This is a genomic window from Adhaeribacter sp., assembly GCF_057359045.1.
Genome location: NZ_JBMQUD010000001.1, coordinates 1 through 20,580, shown reverse-complemented (window position 1 = coordinate 20,580; position 20,580 = coordinate 1). Strand labels below are relative to the sequence as shown.

Here is a 20,580-nt window from a genome sequence, read left to right as displayed (position 1 = left end):
CAAAAAAATCAGAAGCAACCACAACGCATTTACCACGATATTTCCAGTAGCCGAAAGTCCCCCTTTGGAGGGGGTTGGGGGAGGATTTTTATTTATTCCCGTTCTCCTCTATCCAAATCTCCAGCGTTCGTTGCACATTCGGCAAATCCTGCATTACTTCCGCATCCGAAAAACGAAGTACGGTAAATCCCAATGCATTTAACGCCGCATCCCGTTGTATATCTGCGTCGGTTTTAAAGTTATGCGAATAGCCATCCACCTCAATAATCAATTTTAATTTCAGGCATACAAAATCAGCAATGTACGCTCCAATGGGGCGTTGCCTTCTAAAACCATAACCACCCAATCGTTTACCTGATAGTAACTCGCACCATAACCTGATTTCGGCTTTGGTAGAATCGTGGCGCAGGTTGCGGGCAAGTGGTTTTAAGTTTTTGTTGTAGTGGTTGTTTTCTTCCATATTCTCCTCCCCTACCCCCTCCCAAGGGGGATTTATCGGGAATACGTAAATTTTATAATGGTAGTAAAATATAAAAGGAATGCGTCAGAAAGGAGTAGCAACCAGGCTTAAGCGGTGGCGGCGCATGTCCCCCTTGGGAGGGGGAAGGGGGAGGATTTTATAACTACACTTTACGTATATTGATACCGGCACTGGGCTACTTCACAAACCTGGTCGATGCCTTTGGTGCCCGAAATGCGGTAAACCAGGCGATGCTCATCATTAATCCTCCGCGACCAAAAGCCTTTTAAATGATGCTTTAGCCCTTCTGGCTTGCCAAATTTACTAATCGGAGTCCGGTGGATAATAGTTAATAATTCGTTTATTCTTTTTACCATAGCCGGGTCGGTACTTTGCCAATACAAATATTCTTCCCAGGCCTGCGCCGAAAAAGTAATATTCATGCTAACTGGCTTTTTCTGGCTCTAAAGTATCCAAAGGAAATTGGACGACCTGGCCAGCATTTAATTGGGAGATAGATTCTTCCAGTTTGGTGCGGTTGGCTGGCGTAGAAAGCAAGTAGTTGGTTTCCTGTAACGCATTATATTCTTTCAGGGAAATAATTACGACCGCATCATCATTGGTGTTATTACGCGGCACAATAATGGTTTCGCCAGATTGGATAACCTCATCGAGATAGGATTTAATGCGGCTGCGTAAACTGGTTATCGTTATGGCTTTCATAATACTGCTTAATAAAAGTGGTCAAATGTACTAAATATCGTACAGAATTTTGTACACTTTTGTTCTATTTATTCAATAATGTTACTACTACCATTTCATTATAAATACTAAATTTGCAATTCGCGAATCGCGAATTAAGAACAAAGATAATGAAGAAGCATAATGGAATGCGGCCGCAGGATATTGTAGTTTTACTAAAGATAGTAGCATTCAATAATAAAGAATGGCGTAATATAGATATAGCTCATGATATTCATATAAGTCCTTCTGAAGTTTCTGAAGCACTAAACAGATGCAAGATTGCCGGACTTATTGACTCCAAGAAAAGAAATGTTAATATTAACTCCTTTAATGAGTTTATTATATACGGTTTAAAATATGTTTTTCCTGTTGAACCAGGTGCAGTTGTTAAAGGAGTTCCTACCGCACATTCTGCATCGCCTATAAAAGATTATATTGCACCAGGTAACGATATTTATGTTTGGCCTTATGCTAAAGGTACTCTTCGTGGACAAGCTATTGAACCACTTTATAATACTTTACCTCAAATTGTAAAGGAAGGAGATTTATTTTACGAACTTTTAGCCATCGTTGATACCTTTCGGGTGGGTCGGGTACGGGAAATAACGATTGCCAGAGAAGAATTACAAAAACGGCTGAGCCATGATTAGTGCGAATCTTTTAATGCTGCAAACGGTGGCGGCCGGTTTAGGCGATTTAAAAAACGAAATGGTATTTGTGGGAGGTGCTGTAGCCGAACTATATGCTGAAAACCCGGCTGCATCCGAAATACGGCCAACGCTGGATATAGATTGCGTAATTTAATTAAGTTCCAGAATAGCACATGCGCAATTGGAAGATGATTTACGAGCCAGAGGATTTACCAACGATACTTCTCCGGGAGCGCCTATTTGCCGGTGGCTATACAAGACCGTGATAGTAGATGTAATGCCCACCGACGAAAAATTATTAGGCTTTAGTAATAAGTGGTATCCGGAAGGGATTGAAAATAAGACAGTAAAGAAACTGCCCGACGAAACAGAAATATTTATATTTTCTCCGGCCTATTATATAGCGGCCAAGTTAGAAGCCCATAAAAACAGAGGTGGCCAGGATTTAAGACAAAGCCACGATTTTGAAGACATTATCTATATTTTAGATAACTGCCCCAACCTGTTAGAAAGTATAACTGGGGCAAACAGTACCGTAAAAATATATTTAAAAGAAGCATTTACCAGCTTGCTACATAACAGAAGCTTAATCGAAGGCGTGGAAAGTGCTTTACCCTATGGTGCCGGAGCAGAAGCAACCGATATTATTTTAGCCTTGATGCAAAATATTGCGGACCTAACCTAAGCGGATGCGGTAGCCCACTGTTTGCCCCACCTCTTCTCCGAGCAAAAAACTCATGCGCTCGGCAATGGTGCAGGCCGCTAACAGCCGGTGTCCAGCATAATTTTTTCTGATTGGCCAGCCAGGGTTCGTTTAGCAAGGCCAGTGGCAACAAGGTACTTTTACCGGCTCCCGGCGGTGCCTGTACGATAAGCGAGTTCCGGGCGGCCAAGTGTTCTTTAACGCTGTGGATTATTTCCCGAACGGGTAAATCGATGGTGAAGGGGCTGGGGCAAGGTTTATTTTTTAAACAAAATTAAGGAATTAAAAAGTTTTGCTTAGAAAATAAAACAGGGCATAACTGTAAAGGACATTATTTGAATAGATTAATTTGAAATTAGCACCCTAAAATTAATAGATTAATTATTAGCTTATTCTATTAAATTTAGTTTTATTTATTATTTGAAAGAATGGTAAATTAAAATATATTCTTTTACTAATTTTATTAGCTTTAACTCTCTTGTTAGTATTTCAGTATTTTAAATGAGAATATATCAGAGAAATATAATAATCTAAAAATAAGTATATTAGGCTTTTTAAATACAATAATAAATATTTAAAGCTGAGTTACTTTTAATGGATTTATTAAATATAGGATTAACCTTTAATGCAGGAAATGACTGGGAAGCATTTTGTCATAGCTGCTTGATTATGAAACACCAATTTCATAATTATAAAAAAGTTGATGCAATTGATGGAGGTGATTATGGTTTAGATGGATTTACAGTTGTGGGTGATGTTTACCAATGCTATTGTCCAGAAAAAGAATATAATGATAAAGATTTATATGACCATTTACGAGATAAAGTACGCGATGATATTAATAAGCTAAATACTTATAATAAAGAAATTTCTCAAATTTTAAATGGTATTAAAATTAAAACATGGCATTTTACCACACCTAAATTAATATCCACTCCTCAGTTTATACTTCATTGTAATAAATATGAAAAGATTGTTCAACAATGGGGGCATACTTTTATTGATAAAAATTTCAGGATAGGATTTAAAGATATTGAATATTTCAGACCTGAAGTTCCTAAAATTTTAGACTCCTATAACAATACGATTTCTTTTAAACCTGAATTGCCAGAAAATAGCTTGATAAAAGATTTTAAAGAAAAGAATGGCAATAATATTTTAATAACTAATGCATTAAATAAAAACAGCAAATTATATCCACAGAATTCAATTGATTATACAGCTCAAATAATTAAAAGGACCGACTTAACTGTTAAAAATTATCTAATGGGTGAGGATATTAAGAAAAAGTGGTCCAATATCTTAGACACAGAATATGAAAGATTTTTAGGGGTTGTTTCTTCTCTTGAAAATTTAGTAGAAATGAAAAGTACTTTACCAATTGAAAATAAATCAGAAATGATTGACGAATTAAGAGTTTTAATAATTGAAAAATTATCTAAGGAATTTCCAAGATTACTAAATGAATCAGATAAGGAAACTCTAGCTTCCTCAATTATAGCTGATTGGCTAATGCGCTGCCCTTTAGACTTTGTTTAAAATGGAAAAACAAAAGTATCATTTTACTTTTACAAAACGGGCTATCCCACTATATCCTAACTATCGACCAATGTATAAGATTTCTCTTATACTAATTATTTTACACATTAATGGATATAATGGAAAGGCAAGTTTATTGAAATTACATTTGTTTTCTTGGGCACTGAAGTCTCATTCAAATTTAGAGGCATTAAAGATTTTTGCTACATCGAATTTAAAGAAAGGGATTAATTTTTTTGGAATTGAACTCACACTTAATAGAGCACTACAATTAGCAATTGCTGAAGGATTAATTGAGTATAAAGATGATAAGTATGGCCTCTTATATAAAGGAAATCAATTCATTAATAATATCCTCCATAACAAAGAAATATTTACTCACGAGAAACAAGTGCTTAAATTAATAGGCAAAAAAATAACGGATAAAAAAATGGAAGATTTAAAAAACCTTTGGAATAATGCTTAAGATAAAAGCTTTAAAAATAAACATTGTAACTGATAAAGGTTTATATGGAACTCCAATTATTCCATTTAAAGAAGGGTTAAATATTATTAAAGGAGATAATTCTACTGGAAAAAGTACAGTATTTCAATCAGTTCTTTATGGTTTAGGACTTGAAGAGCTAATTGGGGGTAAGAATGAAAAGACAATGCAATCTGTATTGAAAAGTGAAATACTTAATAATAACAAAGTAATAGATGCAAATGGTAATGAATCATATGAAATAGAGGCAAAAGTTATTGAGTCACATATACTATTAGAAATAGCTGGAATAAAAACTATTACAATTAGAAGATATATAACAAGTGAAAATAAAAAAGCAGGATTAGTTGAGGTATTTGATGGACCAATGTTGACGAAACTAGGCCAGTACGATTATAAACCAATGTACGTTCATGACCCAGGTTCCTCAAAAGAAGATAATCCTTTTGGATTTCATCCATTCCTAGAATCACAATTAGGTTGGAATTTGCCCGAAGTTCAATATAAAGATGGGAATTTTAAAAAATTATATATCCAAAATATTTTTCCTGCTTTTGTAATTGAACAAAAAGGAGGATGGACCGATTTCTTAGCCTCAATCCCATTTTATTCTCTAAATGATAAAGAAACAAGGGCAATTGAATTTATTCTAAATTTAGATTCTTCGAGCATTTTAAGAAGAAAATCTGAAATAAAACAAGAAAAAGCCAATATTGAACTTGAATGGTCAAAACTATATTATGCATTGAAAAATTTTGCTAGGAATATAGCATGCGAAATTAAAGGCGTAGAGGAAAAACCACATGTTATTCTTTCACAAGATTCAATCTATTTAACATATTCAAATTCAGAAGAAACAATATTATTAAGAGAGTATGTTCAAAGACTTTTAACAGAATATGATACCCTATTAAAATTAGAAATTCCTACAGTAGGTGAAGTTGCATTAGAAAAAGAAGTCGAATTAAATTTATTAAATGAAAAATTAAGTACTTTATCTATCAATCTAAATGCAATAATACATCATAAAAATACTGAACTAGAAAGGTATTATTCCTACCAAGAAAGAAAAAAGGAACTTGAAAATGACCTTAATCAAAATAAATATCATAAAAAAGTAAAAGAAAAGGGTGCTGAACAAGGTCTTCTAGTTGCAAATGATATATGCCCTTATTGTGAGCAGAATTTAAAAGATTCTTTATTGCCAAAGGAGTTAAATCAAATTCCTATGCAAATCGATGATAACATTTCATTTCTTGAATCACAAATAAGTTTAATTAACCTTTTTATAAAAAATTTTAATTCTGAGAATGATAGGGTTGAATCTCAATTAAATGGTTTGAATGAGGAGATTACACAGGTTAGAAGTAGAATAAGAAGTCTTAAGACACAATTAACTAGTGATAACAGATTACCTTCAATTGAAATAATTGAAAGACGAATAAGATTAAAAAGCAGACTAGACCTCTACACTAGTAGGTCAAATGATTTTCCTTCTTTTCAAGAGAGTTTTTTAAACTTATCTGAACAATGGCAGCATATTTTAAGCCAAGAAAGTAACTTATCAAAAGCCTTATCACAAAATGATGAAAATAAATTACGAGACCTACAATATTTATTCAAAGGTTTACTTTCATACTTTAATTATAGAAGCAAATCATTAGGTGATATACATATTTCAAGAGAGACTTTCTTACCTGTTGTTGAAAGATATTCCTTAAAATTTGATTCATCAGCAAGTGATTTTATTCGTGCTATTTGGAGTTATACATTAGCTTTAAGAGATGTTTCTATAAAATATAATGGTAACCATCCCAACTTTTTTATGTTTGATGAGCCAGGTACTCAAGAAACCGCAAATATTGATTTAAGAAATCTTTTTGAAAAAATGGGAAAAGCTGATGGTGCTCAATCTTTAGTTTTTTGTTCATTTAAACAATCAGAATCAACTTATAAAGAAAGTACTACTGGAGTTAATTTCAATTTAATTGATTTAGGAACTGGGAAGTATATAAAAAAATTAGAAGCCACTAATTGATTTTATACGCTCTCAGGTGATAATACTTAACAGTGTACAATATGAAATACTTTTTCTTCATTTAAATCAATAATAAAAAACATGTCAGAGTGGATGCGATTAAAAATTGCTGAACTTAAGTTTTATATACAACATCCTGAATATAACAACATAATTGAAAATACTTTGAGAGAATTATTCAAAAATGGGTGCACATTATTAATTGGACAATCAAAAAAATCTTTATATAAAAATGAAGAAAAAGAAGGAGTTATTTTAATTGATGTTAGTGAAGAAAGAAATAGATTACATATTCTATGGGATTTATTTCATGAATATGGTCATCACTTGGATAAATTAAAACTAGACAAAAATGATTTGGATAATAGCGAAGAAATAAATAGACGAGAGAAAACTGCATGGCTATTTGCAGATGAAATGTTCTTGAGATATCCTGAATTGAAAGATGAAATTAATAACTATTTAGAGTATAGAGCCTATTGTTTAGATACTTATCAAATTACAGATTATCTAGGAAAAGTTTAATAAGTACTACCTATTCTTAAGTCCCCAACCCGCCATTTCGTTTAGTACCGGCCCGAGCGCCAGCCCCTTAGGAGTTAAACTGTATTCTACGTGCGGAGGCACCACGGCCATGGCTTTCCTAGTAACCAGGTTATCGGCTTCCAGTTCTTTTAAATGCTGAATCAGCATTTTTTCGGTAATGGCCGGAATACACTTTTTTAACTCGCTGTACCGCTTGGTGCCCGGCAATAAATGAAAAATAATAAGGGGTTTCCAGCGGCCGCCTATTTTGCTCAGGGTAAAGGTAACCGGGCAGTCGGTGAGGGCAGTGGTTTTATTCAGGTTATTCGTAGAAGCTTCTTTTACTTTGGTCATGATGATGCAGCGGTTATAAGCATACCTACTTTGGGGTAAGTACTTGTCTAAAAGTAAGTACAAATATACCTTTGGCCCATCAAAAATCAAATAAAAATAAAAAGATGAAATACGTAGTAACCGGTTCTTTAGGACACATCAGCCAGCCCCTGGCGCAGAGATTAATACAGGCAGGCCACGCCGTCACCATTATCAGCAGCAACCCCGATAAAACCGCGGCCATCGAAGCCCTGGGTGCAACCGCCGCCATTGGCTCGGTAGAAGACCCGGCCTTTTTAGCAAAAGCTTTTACCGGCGCCGATGCCGTGTACACCATGGTACCGCCTTTCTGGGGCAGCTCCAACTGGAAACAGCAAATTGCCGCCGTGGGTCAGCATTACGCCGCGGCCATTAAAGCAGCGGGCGTAAAATACGTGGTAAATTTAAGCAGCGTGGGCGCGCACCTGCCCGAGGGTTGCGGACCCGTAAGTGGTATGTATTACGTTGAACAGGCCCTGGATGCGCTGGCAGGCGTACACGTAAAACACTTGCGGCCGGGCTTCTTTTATTATAATTTCCTGAACAATGCGGGCATGGTAAAACACGCGAACATTATTGGCGGCAACTACGGCCCCGATACCAAACTCATTCTGGCCGATACCCAGGACATAGCCGCGGTAGCCGCCGATGAATTACTGAACCTGAACTTTACCGGTAAAAGCTACCGCTACATCGCTTCCGACGAACGCACCACCCACGAAATTGCCACCGTACTGGGCCAGGCCGTGGGCAAACCCGCTTTAACCTGGGTCGATTTCCCGGATGAGGCTACCTTAGCCGCCATGCTGCAAAACGGCCTACCCGAAGACAATGCCCGGAATTACACCGAAATGGGGGCCGCCGTCCGGAGCGGCGACATGTTCGCGGATTACCGCCAGCAAGCAGCCAAACCTACCGGCAACGTAAAACTGGAAGATTTTGCCCCGGCTTTTGCGGCGGCGTATGCCCAGGTGTAGGTTGGCAATATTTTTAAGGGGCGGGTTTTGGCTTGGGAGCAGGCTCCTTGTTCTTGTTTGTGTGGTTGTTTGGGTAAATCCTCCCCCTAACCCCCTCCAAAGGGGGACTTTTCTGGCTGATGGTTAGGTTAGGAGTATTGTTCTATAGCGGGCAGAAATTATATAAATAATTAGGCTTGGGTTAATTAAAGCTTTAGCAGCAGCGGGAGCACCGCATACAGTTGAATGGGGAACCGCCCCCCTTTGGAGGGGGTTAGGGGGAGGATTTTTATTTACCTATCTCCGCAACTACCTGCTTTGCCTTTAGAAACTGAATATTTTATTTAATTTGATTCCCGCTCTCTTCTATCCAAACCGCTAACGGACGTTGCACATTCGGTAAATCGGGCAGCAACTCGGTAGCAGAGAAACGGAGGACGGTAAAACCTAATTCGGTTAAATATTTATCCCGGGCGGCATCTTCTTCCGTTTTAAGGTTATGCGAATAGCCGTCTACTTCAATCATGAGCTTTAGTTCTTTGCGTAAAAAATCAGCGATATAATTGCCAATCGGGCGTTGCCTGCTGAAGCCGTAGCCACCTAACCGTTTACCGGATAATATTTCGTACCATAATCTGATTTCGGCTTTGGTAGAATCGTTGCGGAGAGTTTGAGCCGACGACTTTAAGTTTTTATTGTCGTGATTATTTGCTCCCATACTGTACTAGCCTCCCCCCTCCGAAGGGGACTTAAGCTGGAATACGGAATATTTTTTCAAGTCGATGGCAGCGGATAAGCTTATTTACTTTCAGGAATAGGATTTTATGAGAGCGGTTAATTCTTCCTGAACGGTGCGGGTGGCATCGGCATCGTACCAGGCTTGCACTTTGGGGATAATTTCCTTTAGCGTCAGGCCTTCTGCTTTCCAGCGGAGCTGCTCGGTTTGCAAAGGCGCGCGACGCGGCCCCCAGGTGCCTAATTCCTGCAAGTCCGGGCTTAGCACAATTACCTTAGGTATCGAGCGCCCGCCATCGGTAAGGTAGGCATCCATTAAATCCAGGTGTTTATCACGCAACAACAACCGCAGTTTAATTTTTTCCGGTACCGCTTTTTCCATGGCAGCCAGCATCGGCACATTAAAAGCGGCATCGCCGCACCAGCCTTCGGTTAGTACGAGCCAAATAGTAGGAGGCGCTTCCTGCAAGGTTGTTTTCAGGCTTTCTGAAACCTGGTAATCCGCATCAAATTTATCCATCAAGGTTACATTTTTCTGGGTGTAAGGCCGCATTTTCTGGGCGGCTTCGTCCTGGGCGGGCATACTAAGTTCGTGGGCCAGGTGTTGCCGGTAACCGGCGTAGGTAAAAGCAGAATTTATCAGGTCGTGGGTGAAAGCAAAAGTCATGTTAAGAGGCTATTTTTAGGTGCAAATATAGCCATTCTCTACGCGTACCAAGTGCAAATGGCTGATATAGCAGAATGCGCCCTACTCTTTTACCCCGTATAAATTAATATTTTCAGGTATTTTCCTGCCTTGTTAGGTTTGGTCGGTTAAACCCTGCTGCGGCATAAAGGATACTTCTTAGGTAATCGCCAGCAGTACTTTTTCCTCGGGGGTAAATAAATCGGTGTTTTTCCAGGCATTTAATAAAAAGCCGCTGTACCGTTTCGCCGTTTTTCAGGGGGCCTTTGGTGTGCATGTCCAGGCAAAAATACCCAGCCGGAAATCTGGGAAGCCCTTATTTTTATAAGCTCTTTGTGGGTTTTGGATAACGGGGTGCCGGCGAGGTACGTTTCCAGGCCGTACCTAGTTTTTGGTCGCCAAAGGTTGATTTTCCAGGATATCGATGCGCTTTGCCATAGCTTTCAATTTTTGGTTAAAATTATTATTTCCTGACTATAGGCTAAGAATGTGCGTTGGTAAAAGCTTAAAATGGTTTAAGAACACTTTTCACTTCTGGTGCCGCTCCGGTAATCGGGGGTTAAACCTAATAAAGAAGCGCGTAAGTAAATTTTGCCTTATATGATTTGTTATTAAATTGTCTGTCCTGTTCAGGTAAAAGAATCAAAATAAAATTACCCTTCTCTTAGAACGCTGCTGCATATAGCTGTTGCTACTTAAAATGCAGCTACTCCCGTAAAATATTTAGCTAACCCGTCCACATCCTGTTTTGGTTTATCGCCGTTAAATAATCCGGAATGATACTGATAAGGACATGGGAATTAAAAATGTGCCGCCAGGCTTTGTAGTCTTTTGCTTTTTGTTTGCTGGCTGGCTAACGGCTTGCCAAACCAGTACGGCCCCCGCTGGTACCACCAATGCCGCCCCTACCGAGCAAAAGCGTTTATCACCGGAACGGGTAGATATTCGGGGAAGCATTATTCAGGATAGGTATAACCAGGGGCAGGTAATGTTAGAAGTAGAAGGCGTGCCTTCGCAGAATTCGCGCTATAACCGGGCGTTTGTACTGGTACTACCCACCACCCAAATAGTTGGCCCCGATGGTCGTTCGATCAGTTTAAGCGAGTTGCGGCAGGGCCAAAATGTGGCGGTTTTGTTACGTAGCGGTGGCCGGGGTACCCTGGAAGGCATAGGTATTGCCCGGAAGGTTTGGGTAGAAGAAGCTTTTTAGATTACTAAACCAGCTTAATTTAGGTAAGCGGTTGCTTCATGGGTCTACTTTTTTACCTGACTGGTGCAGAGTAGGTACAAAATAGACATCTGCCCTACCCCATGTAATTTCCCCTACAAGCCTTATCTTGAGAAAGGATTAGAAAAGGATTACTTACGCTGCCTCCAATTCTTTACCATCCAAGCCTCCCACGAGCGTTATAAATTCGGCAAACTCACCTGACCATCTCACCCGAAAACCGCAGCCCGACTAAATAATCCTATATATTTACCTACACCCGATATACAATCAAGCGCATTCATTATTAAAAAATAACTAATATTTTTAGCAATTATTTTTTGTTTGAAAATATGTTTTACTATTTTTGGCAGCATTACAACCCTTTATCTTAAATAAATTAAAATAAATATTCTTTTAAATAATAAAACCGACCTATATAAAATCATTTGGCTAAATATATTAGCGAATAATTTTATAAATTAAAAAGGTATAAATAACTAAAATACCTATTCTTTGTAATTAGGCAAATGAAGGCAACTTATAATAATCTAATTTACTAGCTAAGACTCTATCGAATAGCAATGTCTTTAGCCTAGAAGTTTTGAATCTAATTTATTCAGGTATAACAACTAATTTAATTATGCTTATGCGGGCAGAATATTTACTCATTATTCCACCTTCCTCTTCTGTTAGCAATGTAGTACTCTCTTTAAAGGCGAAGCTCGGTAATAAAATCAATGATTATCCTGGCCGCTACTCTCAACCCCACCTTTCTGTTTTATGGGTTTATATGGATGATAGCCTGGAACCTATTTTATGCAGGTCACTACAAAATATATTAGCCCAGGAGCGCCCAATAACCCTAACTACTAATGGTATTAAATACTTTCCTACAAGCAAAACCATATATCTGGGAATTGAAGAAAATAGGTTGTTCGAGCAAATAAGTAGGAACATCGGGAGAAGTTCTTTTATCGCTGGTTTGCCAGGAGGGTTCAAGAGTTCAACGTATGTACCGCACCTTACCATTGGCCGGAGTTTAAATTCCCATTTTGATGCTACCTGCCATTGGTTAAAAGAATATTCTTACCAGGAAAGCTTTACGGCTAATTCTGCTATTTTATTGAAGAAATACGATGAAGGCAGGTATATTCCGGTGCAAGTGTTTTCTTTTTGCGCAATGCTTTCTGGTCAGCTTTCCTTTCTATACCTTACCAGGTAAGAATTTAAACAAAGCTGTAACCGGTAGTTTTATACGGACAGAATCAAAACCCGCTGTTAATATAACTTAAGTTATCGTTAAGCCCCTATATTGCTTATTCCAAAAAGCAAACCCTTATTTGCGAATCAAGATGCCGCTCCCTAACTTGCTGGCCGGGCGTGGCGGGCAAAAACGTTAAGCCAACCTAATCCCAGAAATTAAGTATCTGCTTAAAACAAAAACGACAAAATGGCTTCCGGACTACTTGCTTTATTAGATGATATATCGGCCCTGGTAAAAGTTAGTGCCGCCAGCCTCGACGACGTGCCTGCGCAAGTAGCTAAAACTACGGGCAAAGTTTCGGGTATTGTAATTGACGATACGGCCGTTACGCCCAAGTACGTGGTGGGCCTGGACCCTTCGCGCGAGTTATCTATCATCTGGCAGATTGCGAAAAAATCGCTGATAAATAAAATTATTTTTCTAAGTCCGGCCGCGCTGCTATTGGGGTTCTTTGCCCCCTGGGCCATCCAACCTATTTTAATGCTGGGCGGCGCTTATTTGTGTTTTGAGGGCTACGAAAAAGTGCATTCCATGTTTAGCTCCCACGCCGAGGAACACCAGGAAAGCGAAGGTTTAAAAGTAATTACGCCGGAGGAACTGGAAAAAGAGCGGGTTACCAGCGCCGTGCGTACCGATATTATTCTTTCCGCAGAAATTATGGCCATTGCTTACAGTCAGGTAACCGGCCAGCCCTTGGCAAACCAGATAATTGTAATGCTGGCGGTGGCGGTATTTATTACGGCCGCTGTTTACGGGTTTGTGGGCTTAATTGTAAAAGCCGATGACTTTGGGGTGCACCTGGCCAAAGAAAACCATTCGCCGGGCATCCGGAATTTTGGACGAGCCATTGTAAAGTTTATGCCTAAGTTTTTGAAAATATTAGGCTATGTGGGTACGGCGGCTATGTTGTGGGTAGGTTTCGAGATTATAACCCACGGCGTACCGTTTCTGCATCATTTAATAGAAAACATAGAACATGCGCTGGCCAGCGTACCAATTCTGGCCTGGTTAGCCGTGGTACTGGTTTGTTTGGTGGGCGGCCTGATATTAGGATTTATTATTGAAAAAATAGTGGTGCTGGTGCGCAAATTATTCCGGGGCAAAACGGCCGGCGTTTAACCAGTTGCCCCTTACCTACCCTTTTTAATGTAGCTACAGCGCTTTGTACGCGGGCAACTTTTTTTGCGGTAAAACTTAAGCTTAAATTATTATTTAAAACATCTTACCCCGGCTTTCTGCCGTACCCTTTACTAAAAACACGTTATCATGGAAACATCCCAAGCCGCCAATGAGGCGACCAAAACCCTTAAGAGTTTATTCAGTAATCCGTCGGAACTGTTAGAAATTTTTAATGACCCAGGTAAAAACGGACTTGCTTTTTACAAAGCATTATCGAACAAAGACAAACAATATCTGGCCTTTGCTGCCGGTGCCGGACTGATTATTTACGGTTTGGTGCTCCGCCGCCAGAGTCGTTAATTTCTAACCCGGGCTTACCCCATTTAATCTTTAAATTACTACCTGTAATAAATGCATAAAACCAAAATAACCGGCTAAAAGCTGGCTATTTTGGTTTTGTTTTTTATGGCTGCACGCTGTTCATTCTCCTGCATTCTGGCCATAATTATTTTTTGTACCAGACTGTCCGGCAAAGGCTTTTCCGGGGTAAAATGAATAGAAGAGCCAACAATTTTAAAGCCCTGCAACTCGGTTTTAAATTGCGCCCGTATATTTTTACCTACGCCATACAAGGCCAGGTGTTTTTTTGAAGCCTGAAAATAGATGAGCGGCCCCAGGTATTTATAACCCGGCATACCGTAACCAATAGATTCTGCGGCCAGCGGTGCCGTTGTTTTAATAATGGTCCGTACGTTTTCTAGAGCCAGGCGGGTACTTTCCGGTAAGGCTTGCAAGTAGCTATTTACGTCCTCGGCTACGGTGGTTTTCTGGTTATCTTGCATGGGGTTTAGGTAAATTTACCTTACAAATCTACATTCAATCAACCTTAAAATAGCGGTGCAAAACCGACAATAAAAGGGTCGTTTGCGACAACTAAGAAAATTACACTTACCCTGGCTTCAGTAAAATTTACCGGTTACCAACCAGGCGAGATTGAATATTTTGACCCGAACAAAAAGCTATTCTGCTTTCTTCGCTGGTACGTTATTTATTTGGGTAACCGCTATTTCGTTTGTTTCGATGGTGCTGGTTTGGGTAACCGGCGCCGCACCGGGAGCAGGTTTTAAATTTACGTCGGCTTTATCGGTTAAGAGGTCTGCTTGCACTTCTGCCGGAGTGGGCGCGGCGGCCGGGTCTTTATCAGGTTCGACCGGTATATCCAGTTCGTCGAGAACCGGGTGGGTAGCTGATGATACTTTGGTGCTTTGGGCTCTTACCTCCGTCGATACCAGTTCACCATCTTTGTCGCCGCCAAATTTACCTACTACGGTGCGCAGTAACGACTCAGAGAAGCGATCACTAAAACCCGCCAAAAAGGCAATCAGCCAGATAACTTCGGGGTTTACAATGCCTGTGCCTTCCTGATGCCCTTGAATAGTAACCAAACCCACTTTTATAACCAGGTAAGAAATTACGCCCATAATAATACCGGTTAAAGGGCGGGCAAATAACCACCTTAAGGGTTCGTTTAATTCGCGGTCGCCGGCGTTGGTAAACCGGTAAAGTATCGCCGAAAAACTCCCGATAATACTCCAGAGCAAAACGGGCACCGGAATATTTAAAATATTAATTTTAAAGTTATGGTCTATTTTGCCGTAAACAGAGCCTGCCCAGAGAAATACGCCCAATAAAAAAACACAGCCCAACGACACCAGCACGGCGTACATCCGGATTCTTTTTCTCCGTTTTTTTTCTTCTTTATAATTGTTAATAGCGTGTTCAATACGGGCTAAACTCATATCAATAATGGTTAACTCCCGTTGCGTGTCGGCTTCGTACAAGTTACCAATGTGGCCCAGCAGCAAAGGCAATATTTTTTGCAGAAACACTTCATCCGATACTTCCAAAATTAACTCGTGCTGCAAATCACAAATTTTGCTTAAGCAGGTATTCCGGAATTCTTCAATCGGGTCGCCGCCCAGCTCTGTTTTTTGCTGTTGGTACTTGCGCCTGGCCTGGGCTACCCGTTCCAGCTCTTGGTAAGAGTTTTTGCGGTCGGCACTCACCAGGTTCGACAATGATTTGGCAATTAAGGTGGCGGTATAGATAGAATTGAGCATGATATAGAGGGCAGCTAAATGCGTTAAAAACGAATATCAACAAGATAGCAGCGCCACTTGGCATTTCAAATACCTAAAATCTAGTATTTTACTTCTTTTTTTATAAAATTATAGGCTTTACTTTTTATAATACTGTTTATTTAAACAACTTATTCTAATAGTCAGGTTAAAACAGGGAAAATATTGCTGGCCCTCTGGCGCAGAACCTTAGGCGTAAGCGCTCGTTTGGTCAGGAAAGAAGTATTGGTATTGATATTTATTTATAGGTAGCTCATGATTGAACGCCAGGTTTACCGCATGCCCCAGGCCGGCTCTATTAAACACCTGCATTTGAGTACAGAAACCCTGTCCCCGCCTGGCCCCGACGAAGTATGCGTGCAGGTAAAAGCTGTAGGGCTAAATTTTGCCGATATTTTTGCCATGCAGGGCCTGTACAGCGCTACGCCCAAAGGTTCTTTTATTCCGGGGCTGGAGTTTTCCGGCGAAATAATAGCCATGGGAGCCGCCGTTACTGATTGGCAGGTTGGCGACAAAGTAATGGGAGTTACCAAATTTGGTGGCTATGTATCGCATATAAATATTCATAACCGCTACGTGATACCGCTGCCAGCCAACTGGACCTTTACAGAAGGGGCCGGCTTTTTGGTGCAGGGCCTTACGGCATATTACGCCCTTACTGAATTGGGTAACCTACAATCTGGTCAAACGGTGCTTATTCATAGTGCTGCCGGGGGCGTGGGTATTCTGGCCAACCGCATCTGCCAAAAATACGGGGCGTACACCATTGGTACCGTTGGTAGCCCTAATAAAATTAAGTTTTTAGAACAGCAGGAAACCTACCAGGCCCTGATTCTGCGGGATAAAACTTTTCCGGCAAAACTAAACCAGGCACTCGCGGGCCGGCCGTTAAACCTGATTATGGAATGTATTGGAGGTAAAATTCTACAACAAGGCTGGGAAGTCATGGCTCCCATGGGGCGCATGGTGGTATACGGCAACGCCAGTTTCTCCAGCCACAGTGCCCGCCCCAATTACCCCCGTTTAATCTGGCGTTTTTTGCAGCGGCCCAAAATAGACCCGCTGCGGCTACCTACCTTAAATAAATCGCTGCTGGGCTTTAACCTTATTTACCTTTACGAGCAAACCGATATGATGCACCGCTTGCTCAACGGCTTGCTGGCGCTGCAACTGGTGCCCCAGCATATTGGCCACGTGTATGCTTTTACCGAAATGCCCGCAGCCATTTACCTGTTTCAGCGGGGCCAAACCGTAGGCAAGGTGGTGGTAACAATTTAATAAATGCATCAGGATTATTTTTACCACAAAGCCTTGCCCGAAGCAATGTTTGATAGCAACAGAAATGCTGTTGGTATTTGCAAATGTTACGTGACCTGTCTATTTTTTCTTAACTTGGTTTTAGTTCGACAACCTGCGGTACACCTACGGCCTACAATTAATAGTAAGCTCATGGTTTTTCAAGTCTGTCACGTATAATCTGGTTTACTTCCGTTTACCACTCATTTTTCTATCTAAGAACAAACGCATGATTTTAAAATTTATTCCGGCTTTTACCCTGTGTTTAGGCATTTCGGTGTTAAGTGGCTTTGCACCGCCCAAAAAAGAAAAACCCAACCCGGAAATCCAGCAAATGTTGAAAGGTATTTCGGCGAAAAACATTGAAGCGACCATTCTGAAGCTGGTGTCGTTTGGTACCCGCAATACCCTGTCGGTACAAGATAATCCTACCCGCGGTATTGGCGCGGCACGCGATTATTTATACAGCGAGTTTCAGAAAATAAGCCAGGAATGCGGCGGTTGCTTACAAGTAGAAAAACAAACGTTTTTACAGCCCCCGGCGGCCCGGGTACCCCAACCTACTAATTTAACCAATGTGTACGCGGTGTTACGCGGCACACAGAATCCGGAGCGTGTGTACGTGGTGTCGGGGCATTACGATTCTATGTGTACCAGCCCAACCAATGCCGATTGTGATGCCCCCGGTGCCAACGACGATGCCTCGGGTACAGCAGCGGTCGTAGAAATGGCGCGGGCCATGTCGAAACACAAATACGATGCAACTATTATTTTTATGGCGGTGCCCGGCGAAGAGCAGGGTTTGCTGGGGGCCACGTATTTTGCACAACAGGCCCTGGAGAAAAAAATGGATATTGAGGCCATGTTTACGAACGATATAATTGGGGGGGTAACTACTTTTAAAAATGCCGCTAATCGCCAAACGGTACGGGTATTTTCAGAAGGCGTGCCTTCTAACGAAACCGAGCAGCAGGCCAATACCCGGCGGGGCACCGGCGGCGAAAACGATTCGGCCTCGCGGCAACTGGCTCGGTTTATTAAAGAAACCGCCGACCTGTATTCGCCTAAATTTGGGGTAACCATGATTTACCGCCGCGACCGGTATTTACGCGGCGGCGACCATATTCCTTTTCTGGAACGCGGGTTTACGGCTGTGCGCATTACCGAAACGAACGAAGATTACGACCACCAGCACCAAAACGTACGCACCGAAAACGGCAAATTTTACGGCGATACCCCCGAGTTTGTCGATTTTAACTACGTGGCCAATGTTACGCGGGTAAATGCCGCCAGTTTGGCCAAACTGGCCCTGGCCCCGGCCCGGCCTAAAAACGTGGGCATGGTTACGGCCCGGTTAGGCAACGATACCGAACTAAAATGGGATACCAACACCGAAGCCGATTTGGCTGGTTACGAGATTGTATGGCGCGACACCACCAGCCCCACCTGGACCAATGCGCAAGCGGTAGGCAACGTTACCAATTTTGTAATGAAAGGCATGTCGAAAGATAATTTCTTTTTTGGCGTGCGTGCCATAGACAAAGCCGGTAATAAAAGCCCGGTAAGTTTTCCAAAGCCTGTCCGGTAGAAATAATACAACGAGTGCTTGTATGAATTATGAATTAGAAATGTTCTTTATTTCGATTTCGTGCCCTTTTGTATAGAATGGAGATGCAAATAATCCGTTTGGCCAGGTACCAGCTTGCTTTAACCCTGTAGCAATATTATAAAGGGGTGGTAAAATTGACTTTTAGTTTTACCACTCCTTTACCACCTGCCAGCATCAGACTTTAATATAAATTCTTTTCTTATCCAGGATATAAGCTACCAGCCACATAACTAGCATATAGATAATGGCATACAGCAACGAAGCATTTTCGCCGGCGAGCCAGGTTGCAAACAAGTTCTGGTACAGCCACCCGTTCAGCGCCGTACCCTCTACCTGGATCAGGCTCAGCATTCTGGCTACCATGCCTGCCAGGGCATAAATAAACAAAGGGTTTTTACCAAAAGCTTCGAAAAAAGTAGTCCACTTTTTAAAGCCGGCTACCTCCACCAGCAGCATAATGCCCGCCAGCACCATCAGGTCTAAGCCTACGGTATAAAGCACATAAGAACTGGTCCAGATAGGCTTGTTTATTGGGAAATAAATATTCCAGAAAGAGCCAACCGCCGTAAGCACCACTCCGGCCAATGCCAGCCAGATAACAGTATTTTTGTTATTACCAGCCTTCTGTATAAATCGGCCGGCAAAATAGCCCGCAATAACGTTTACCACTGAAGGCAAAGTGCTTAAAATACCTTCGGGTTCGAAAGGAATACCGTAGCCTTTGTACAAGTTTTTAACCGGTAATAAAAATATATCGAGCTTTAAAACAGCATTGCCCTCCAGTGTATACGGGTCGGGTTGATTACCAAATACATACAAAATACCCCAATACGCTAGTAAGGCCAGCGCACTGAAAATAAGCGCTCCGCGTATTTTAAAATAATGAATAACCAAAGCTGCCAGGCCGTAGCAAAGCGCAATTCGTTGCAACACACCCATAATGCGTATTGCCGAAAAATCAATCAGTTCGAGTTGACCATTGGTGCGGGTAACAAACGGGAAAGCATTCAGGAAAAGGCCTACCAGAAAAATGAGCGCCGTTCGTTTAAATATTTTACGGAGAAATTTGCTTTCCTGCTGCTCAAATCGGCGCATACTAAAGCTTAGCGCATTGCCCACCACAAACAAAAAAGTGGGGAACACCAGGTCCGTAACGGTAAACCCGTGCCATTTGGCGTGCCGGAGCGGCGCATAAACATATTCCCAGCTTCCCGGCGTATTTACCACAATCATCAGGGCAATGGTCATACCCCGGAGTACATCCAACGACAGGTAGCGCGCTAAGTTTGTTTTTAAAGTTGGGCTTTGGGCCGCCGTTGTAGTTGGGTAAATTTTAATCATGCTAATTAGTTTATTAGGGGTGATAATCCGGAAACAAATTGGTATAAAAATAACTTACAAGCTTGCTGCTTGCCGGGTATATACCAGTAGCTACACAAAGCTTAATTTAGGCCGACGTAAACAATTTACAAAACTCCGGGCAGTTTCCCTTTTTAAAACAAGTAAAATATTACAGGTTAATATTTTTTCCTCAATTTCAGGATACCATAAATACTGCAGCATGTATGCTACGGGCCATAAATATTCCTGCTCCGATATTAACCTATTTACAGTAAACTTCAAAAGCAACGTTAAAAGAACCGGCTAAAAAAGTAGTTTTGTAAGCTGAATTTACTACAAACACCAGGTCAAAAATAAATTAAACCATCCGTACTTGTCCTGCAGGAAGCTTCTATTGAGTTACTGGCACTTTGGACAGAAGATTCTTTACACCATGAGTCTGTTTAGCATTCTTAAAAGTGCTTCTGGCGGCCATTGATGGTGTTATCATCGCCACGCAGTTAGCGTTCACCTGACTTCTTGCCGATGAAAACCCACGGCAAGAGCAGACTTTGATGAGATTTTCAAAACGCTAAACCGGTTCAATGACTAAAGTGATAAACCAAAATATATCAAATTAATTTTGTCCAGGTACTTAAAAAAGAAGATAATGCTGGCTTTATTTTTTAAATATTTTGAAAAGTTTAATCTGGGGGTGAAGTTAGGTGGCAGC

General features: G+C 41.0%; 24 protein-coding genes. 15 read left to right on the top strand and 9 right to left on the bottom strand.

Going from position 1 to position 20,580, the window contains the following annotated elements; translation table 11 throughout:
- Nucleotides 1-88: 88 nt before the first annotated feature.
- From ACO1R6_RS00120 to ACO1R6_RS00110, 3 genes are all read right to left on the bottom strand, one after another.
- Complete coding sequence (locus ACO1R6_RS00120; RefSeq protein ID WP_486261231.1) at nt 89-460, bottom strand: endonuclease domain-containing protein; 372 nt, start codon at nt 458-460, stop codon at nt 89-91.
- A gap of 170 nt (nt 461-630) precedes the next feature.
- Nucleotides 631-903, bottom strand: coding sequence for a Txe/YoeB family addiction module toxin (locus ACO1R6_RS00115; protein ID WP_486261229.1), 273 nt, complete (start codon nt 901-903; stop codon nt 631-633).
- 1 nt (nt 904) lies between these two features.
- A complete protein-coding gene (locus ACO1R6_RS00110; protein WP_486261227.1) occupies nt 905-1,183 on the bottom strand; it encodes a type II toxin-antitoxin system Phd/YefM family antitoxin in 279 nt (92 codons plus the stop codon).
- A gap of 149 nt (nt 1,184-1,332) precedes the next feature.
- Here ACO1R6_RS00110 and ACO1R6_RS00105 point away from each other — a divergent pair, with 149 nt between their 5' ends.
- The 8 genes from ACO1R6_RS00105 (at nt 1,333) to ACO1R6_RS00070 (ending at nt 7,143) form a co-directional block, all read left to right on the top strand.
- The gene (locus ACO1R6_RS00105; protein ID WP_486261225.1) at nt 1,333-1,854 is read left to right on the top strand and encodes a hypothetical protein; all 522 of its coding nucleotides are present in this window, start codon (nt 1,333-1,335) and stop codon (nt 1,852-1,854) included.
- A complete protein-coding gene (locus ACO1R6_RS00100; RefSeq protein WP_486261223.1) occupies nt 1,847-2,008 on the top strand; it encodes a hypothetical protein in 162 nt (53 codons plus the stop codon). The genes ACO1R6_RS00105 and ACO1R6_RS00100 overlap by 8 nt, the downstream gene beginning before the upstream one ends.
- 27 nt (nt 2,009-2,035) lie before the next feature.
- On the top strand, nt 2,036-2,539 hold the full coding sequence (locus ACO1R6_RS00095; protein ID WP_486261221.1) for a hypothetical protein: 504 nt from the start codon (nt 2,036-2,038) through the stop codon (nt 2,537-2,539).
- 110 nt (nt 2,540-2,649) lie between these two features.
- Entirely contained in the window at nt 2,650-2,835 is a 186-nt protein-coding gene (locus ACO1R6_RS00090; RefSeq protein ID WP_486261219.1) for a hypothetical protein, read from the top strand.
- A 316-nt stretch (nt 2,836-3,151) separates the two neighbouring features.
- On the top strand, nt 3,152-4,096 hold the full coding sequence (locus tag ACO1R6_RS00085) for a hypothetical protein (protein WP_486261217.1): 945 nt from the start codon (nt 3,152-3,154) through the stop codon (nt 4,094-4,096).
- Between the two features lies 1 nt (nt 4,097).
- Nucleotides 4,098-4,562 carry a hypothetical protein gene (locus tag ACO1R6_RS00080; RefSeq protein WP_486261215.1) on the top strand — a complete coding sequence of 155 codons (465 nt, stop codon included), beginning with the start codon at nt 4,098-4,100 and terminating at the stop codon, nt 4,560-4,562.
- Nucleotides 4,555-6,618, top strand: coding sequence for a coiled-coil domain-containing protein (locus ACO1R6_RS00075; protein ID WP_486261213.1), 2,064 nt, complete (start codon nt 4,555-4,557; stop codon nt 6,616-6,618). Before ACO1R6_RS00080 ends, ACO1R6_RS00075 begins: the two co-directional genes overlap by 8 nt.
- Before the next feature lie 81 nt (nt 6,619-6,699).
- Complete coding sequence (locus tag ACO1R6_RS00070; protein WP_486261211.1) at nt 6,700-7,143, top strand: hypothetical protein; 444 nt, start codon at nt 6,700-6,702, stop codon at nt 7,141-7,143.
- Nucleotides 7,144-7,149: 6 nt separating this feature from the next.
- Here the strand turns inward: ACO1R6_RS00070 and ACO1R6_RS00065 are convergent, their stop codons facing one another.
- Nucleotides 7,150-7,497, bottom strand: a complete 348-nt coding sequence (locus tag ACO1R6_RS00065; protein WP_486261209.1) for a winged helix-turn-helix transcriptional regulator — start codon at nt 7,495-7,497, stop codon at nt 7,150-7,152.
- Nucleotides 7,498-7,601: 104 nt separating this feature from the next.
- On the opposite strand from ACO1R6_RS00065, the gene ACO1R6_RS00060 reads away from it, so the two are divergent.
- The gene (locus tag ACO1R6_RS00060) at nt 7,602-8,492 is read left to right on the top strand and encodes an NmrA family NAD(P)-binding protein (protein ID WP_486261207.1); all 891 of its coding nucleotides are present in this window, start codon (nt 7,602-7,604) and stop codon (nt 8,490-8,492) included.
- A gap of 319 nt (nt 8,493-8,811) precedes the next feature.
- Here the strand turns inward: ACO1R6_RS00060 and ACO1R6_RS00055 are convergent, their stop codons facing one another.
- Together ACO1R6_RS00055 and ACO1R6_RS00050 are read right to left on the bottom strand one after the other, a co-directional pair.
- On the bottom strand, nt 8,812-9,189 hold the full coding sequence (locus ACO1R6_RS00055; protein WP_486261205.1) for an endonuclease domain-containing protein: 378 nt from the start codon (nt 9,187-9,189) through the stop codon (nt 8,812-8,814).
- A 90-nt stretch (nt 9,190-9,279) separates the two neighbouring features.
- Nucleotides 9,280-9,873 carry a thioredoxin family protein gene (locus ACO1R6_RS00050; RefSeq protein WP_486261203.1) on the bottom strand — a complete coding sequence of 198 codons (594 nt, stop codon included), beginning with the start codon at nt 9,871-9,873 and terminating at the stop codon, nt 9,280-9,282.
- Nucleotides 9,874-10,684: 811 nt separating this feature from the next.
- Here ACO1R6_RS00050 and ACO1R6_RS00045 point away from each other — a divergent pair.
- The 4 genes from ACO1R6_RS00045 (at nt 10,685) to ACO1R6_RS00030 (ending at nt 13,844) form a co-directional block, all read left to right on the top strand.
- Nucleotides 10,685-11,101: a hypothetical protein gene (locus ACO1R6_RS00045; RefSeq protein WP_486261201.1), complete on the top strand. Its 417-nt coding sequence runs from the start codon at nt 10,685-10,687 to the stop codon at nt 11,099-11,101.
- A 646-nt stretch (nt 11,102-11,747) separates the two neighbouring features.
- Nucleotides 11,748-12,323 carry a 2'-5' RNA ligase family protein gene (locus tag ACO1R6_RS00040; protein ID WP_486261199.1) on the top strand — a complete coding sequence of 192 codons (576 nt, stop codon included), beginning with the start codon at nt 11,748-11,750 and terminating at the stop codon, nt 12,321-12,323.
- A 228-nt stretch (nt 12,324-12,551) separates the two neighbouring features.
- Complete coding sequence (locus ACO1R6_RS00035; protein WP_486261197.1) at nt 12,552-13,484, top strand: DUF808 domain-containing protein; 933 nt, start codon at nt 12,552-12,554, stop codon at nt 13,482-13,484.
- A gap of 147 nt (nt 13,485-13,631) precedes the next feature.
- Entirely contained in the window at nt 13,632-13,844 is a 213-nt protein-coding gene (locus tag ACO1R6_RS00030; RefSeq protein ID WP_486261195.1) for a hypothetical protein, read from the top strand.
- 74 nt (nt 13,845-13,918) lie between these two features.
- Here the strand turns inward: ACO1R6_RS00030 and ACO1R6_RS00025 are convergent, their stop codons facing one another.
- Together ACO1R6_RS00025 and ACO1R6_RS00020 are read right to left on the bottom strand one after the other, a co-directional pair.
- Nucleotides 13,919-14,326: an iron chaperone gene (locus ACO1R6_RS00025; RefSeq protein ID WP_486261193.1), complete on the bottom strand. Its 408-nt coding sequence runs from the start codon at nt 14,324-14,326 to the stop codon at nt 13,919-13,921.
- Nucleotides 14,327-14,503: 177 nt separating this feature from the next.
- Nucleotides 14,504-15,604, bottom strand: a complete 1,101-nt coding sequence (locus ACO1R6_RS00020) for a hypothetical protein (RefSeq protein ID WP_486261191.1) — start codon at nt 15,602-15,604, stop codon at nt 14,504-14,506.
- Nucleotides 15,605-15,877: 273 nt separating this feature from the next.
- On the opposite strand from ACO1R6_RS00020, the gene ACO1R6_RS00015 reads away from it, so the two are divergent.
- A complete protein-coding gene (locus ACO1R6_RS00015) occupies nt 15,878-16,900 on the top strand; it encodes an alcohol dehydrogenase catalytic domain-containing protein (RefSeq protein WP_486261189.1) in 1,023 nt (340 codons plus the stop codon).
- Nucleotides 16,901-17,147: 247 nt separating this feature from the next.
- On the top strand, nt 17,148-18,506 hold the full coding sequence (locus tag ACO1R6_RS00010; protein WP_486261187.1) for a M20/M25/M40 family metallo-hydrolase: 1,359 nt from the start codon (nt 17,148-17,150) through the stop codon (nt 18,504-18,506).
- 195 nt (nt 18,507-18,701) lie between these two features.
- Here the strand turns inward: ACO1R6_RS00010 and ACO1R6_RS00005 are convergent, their stop codons facing one another.
- The gene (locus ACO1R6_RS00005; protein ID WP_486261185.1) at nt 18,702-19,868 is read right to left on the bottom strand and encodes an acyltransferase family protein; all 1,167 of its coding nucleotides are present in this window, start codon (nt 19,866-19,868) and stop codon (nt 18,702-18,704) included.
- Nucleotides 19,869-20,580: the final 712 nt, after the last annotated feature.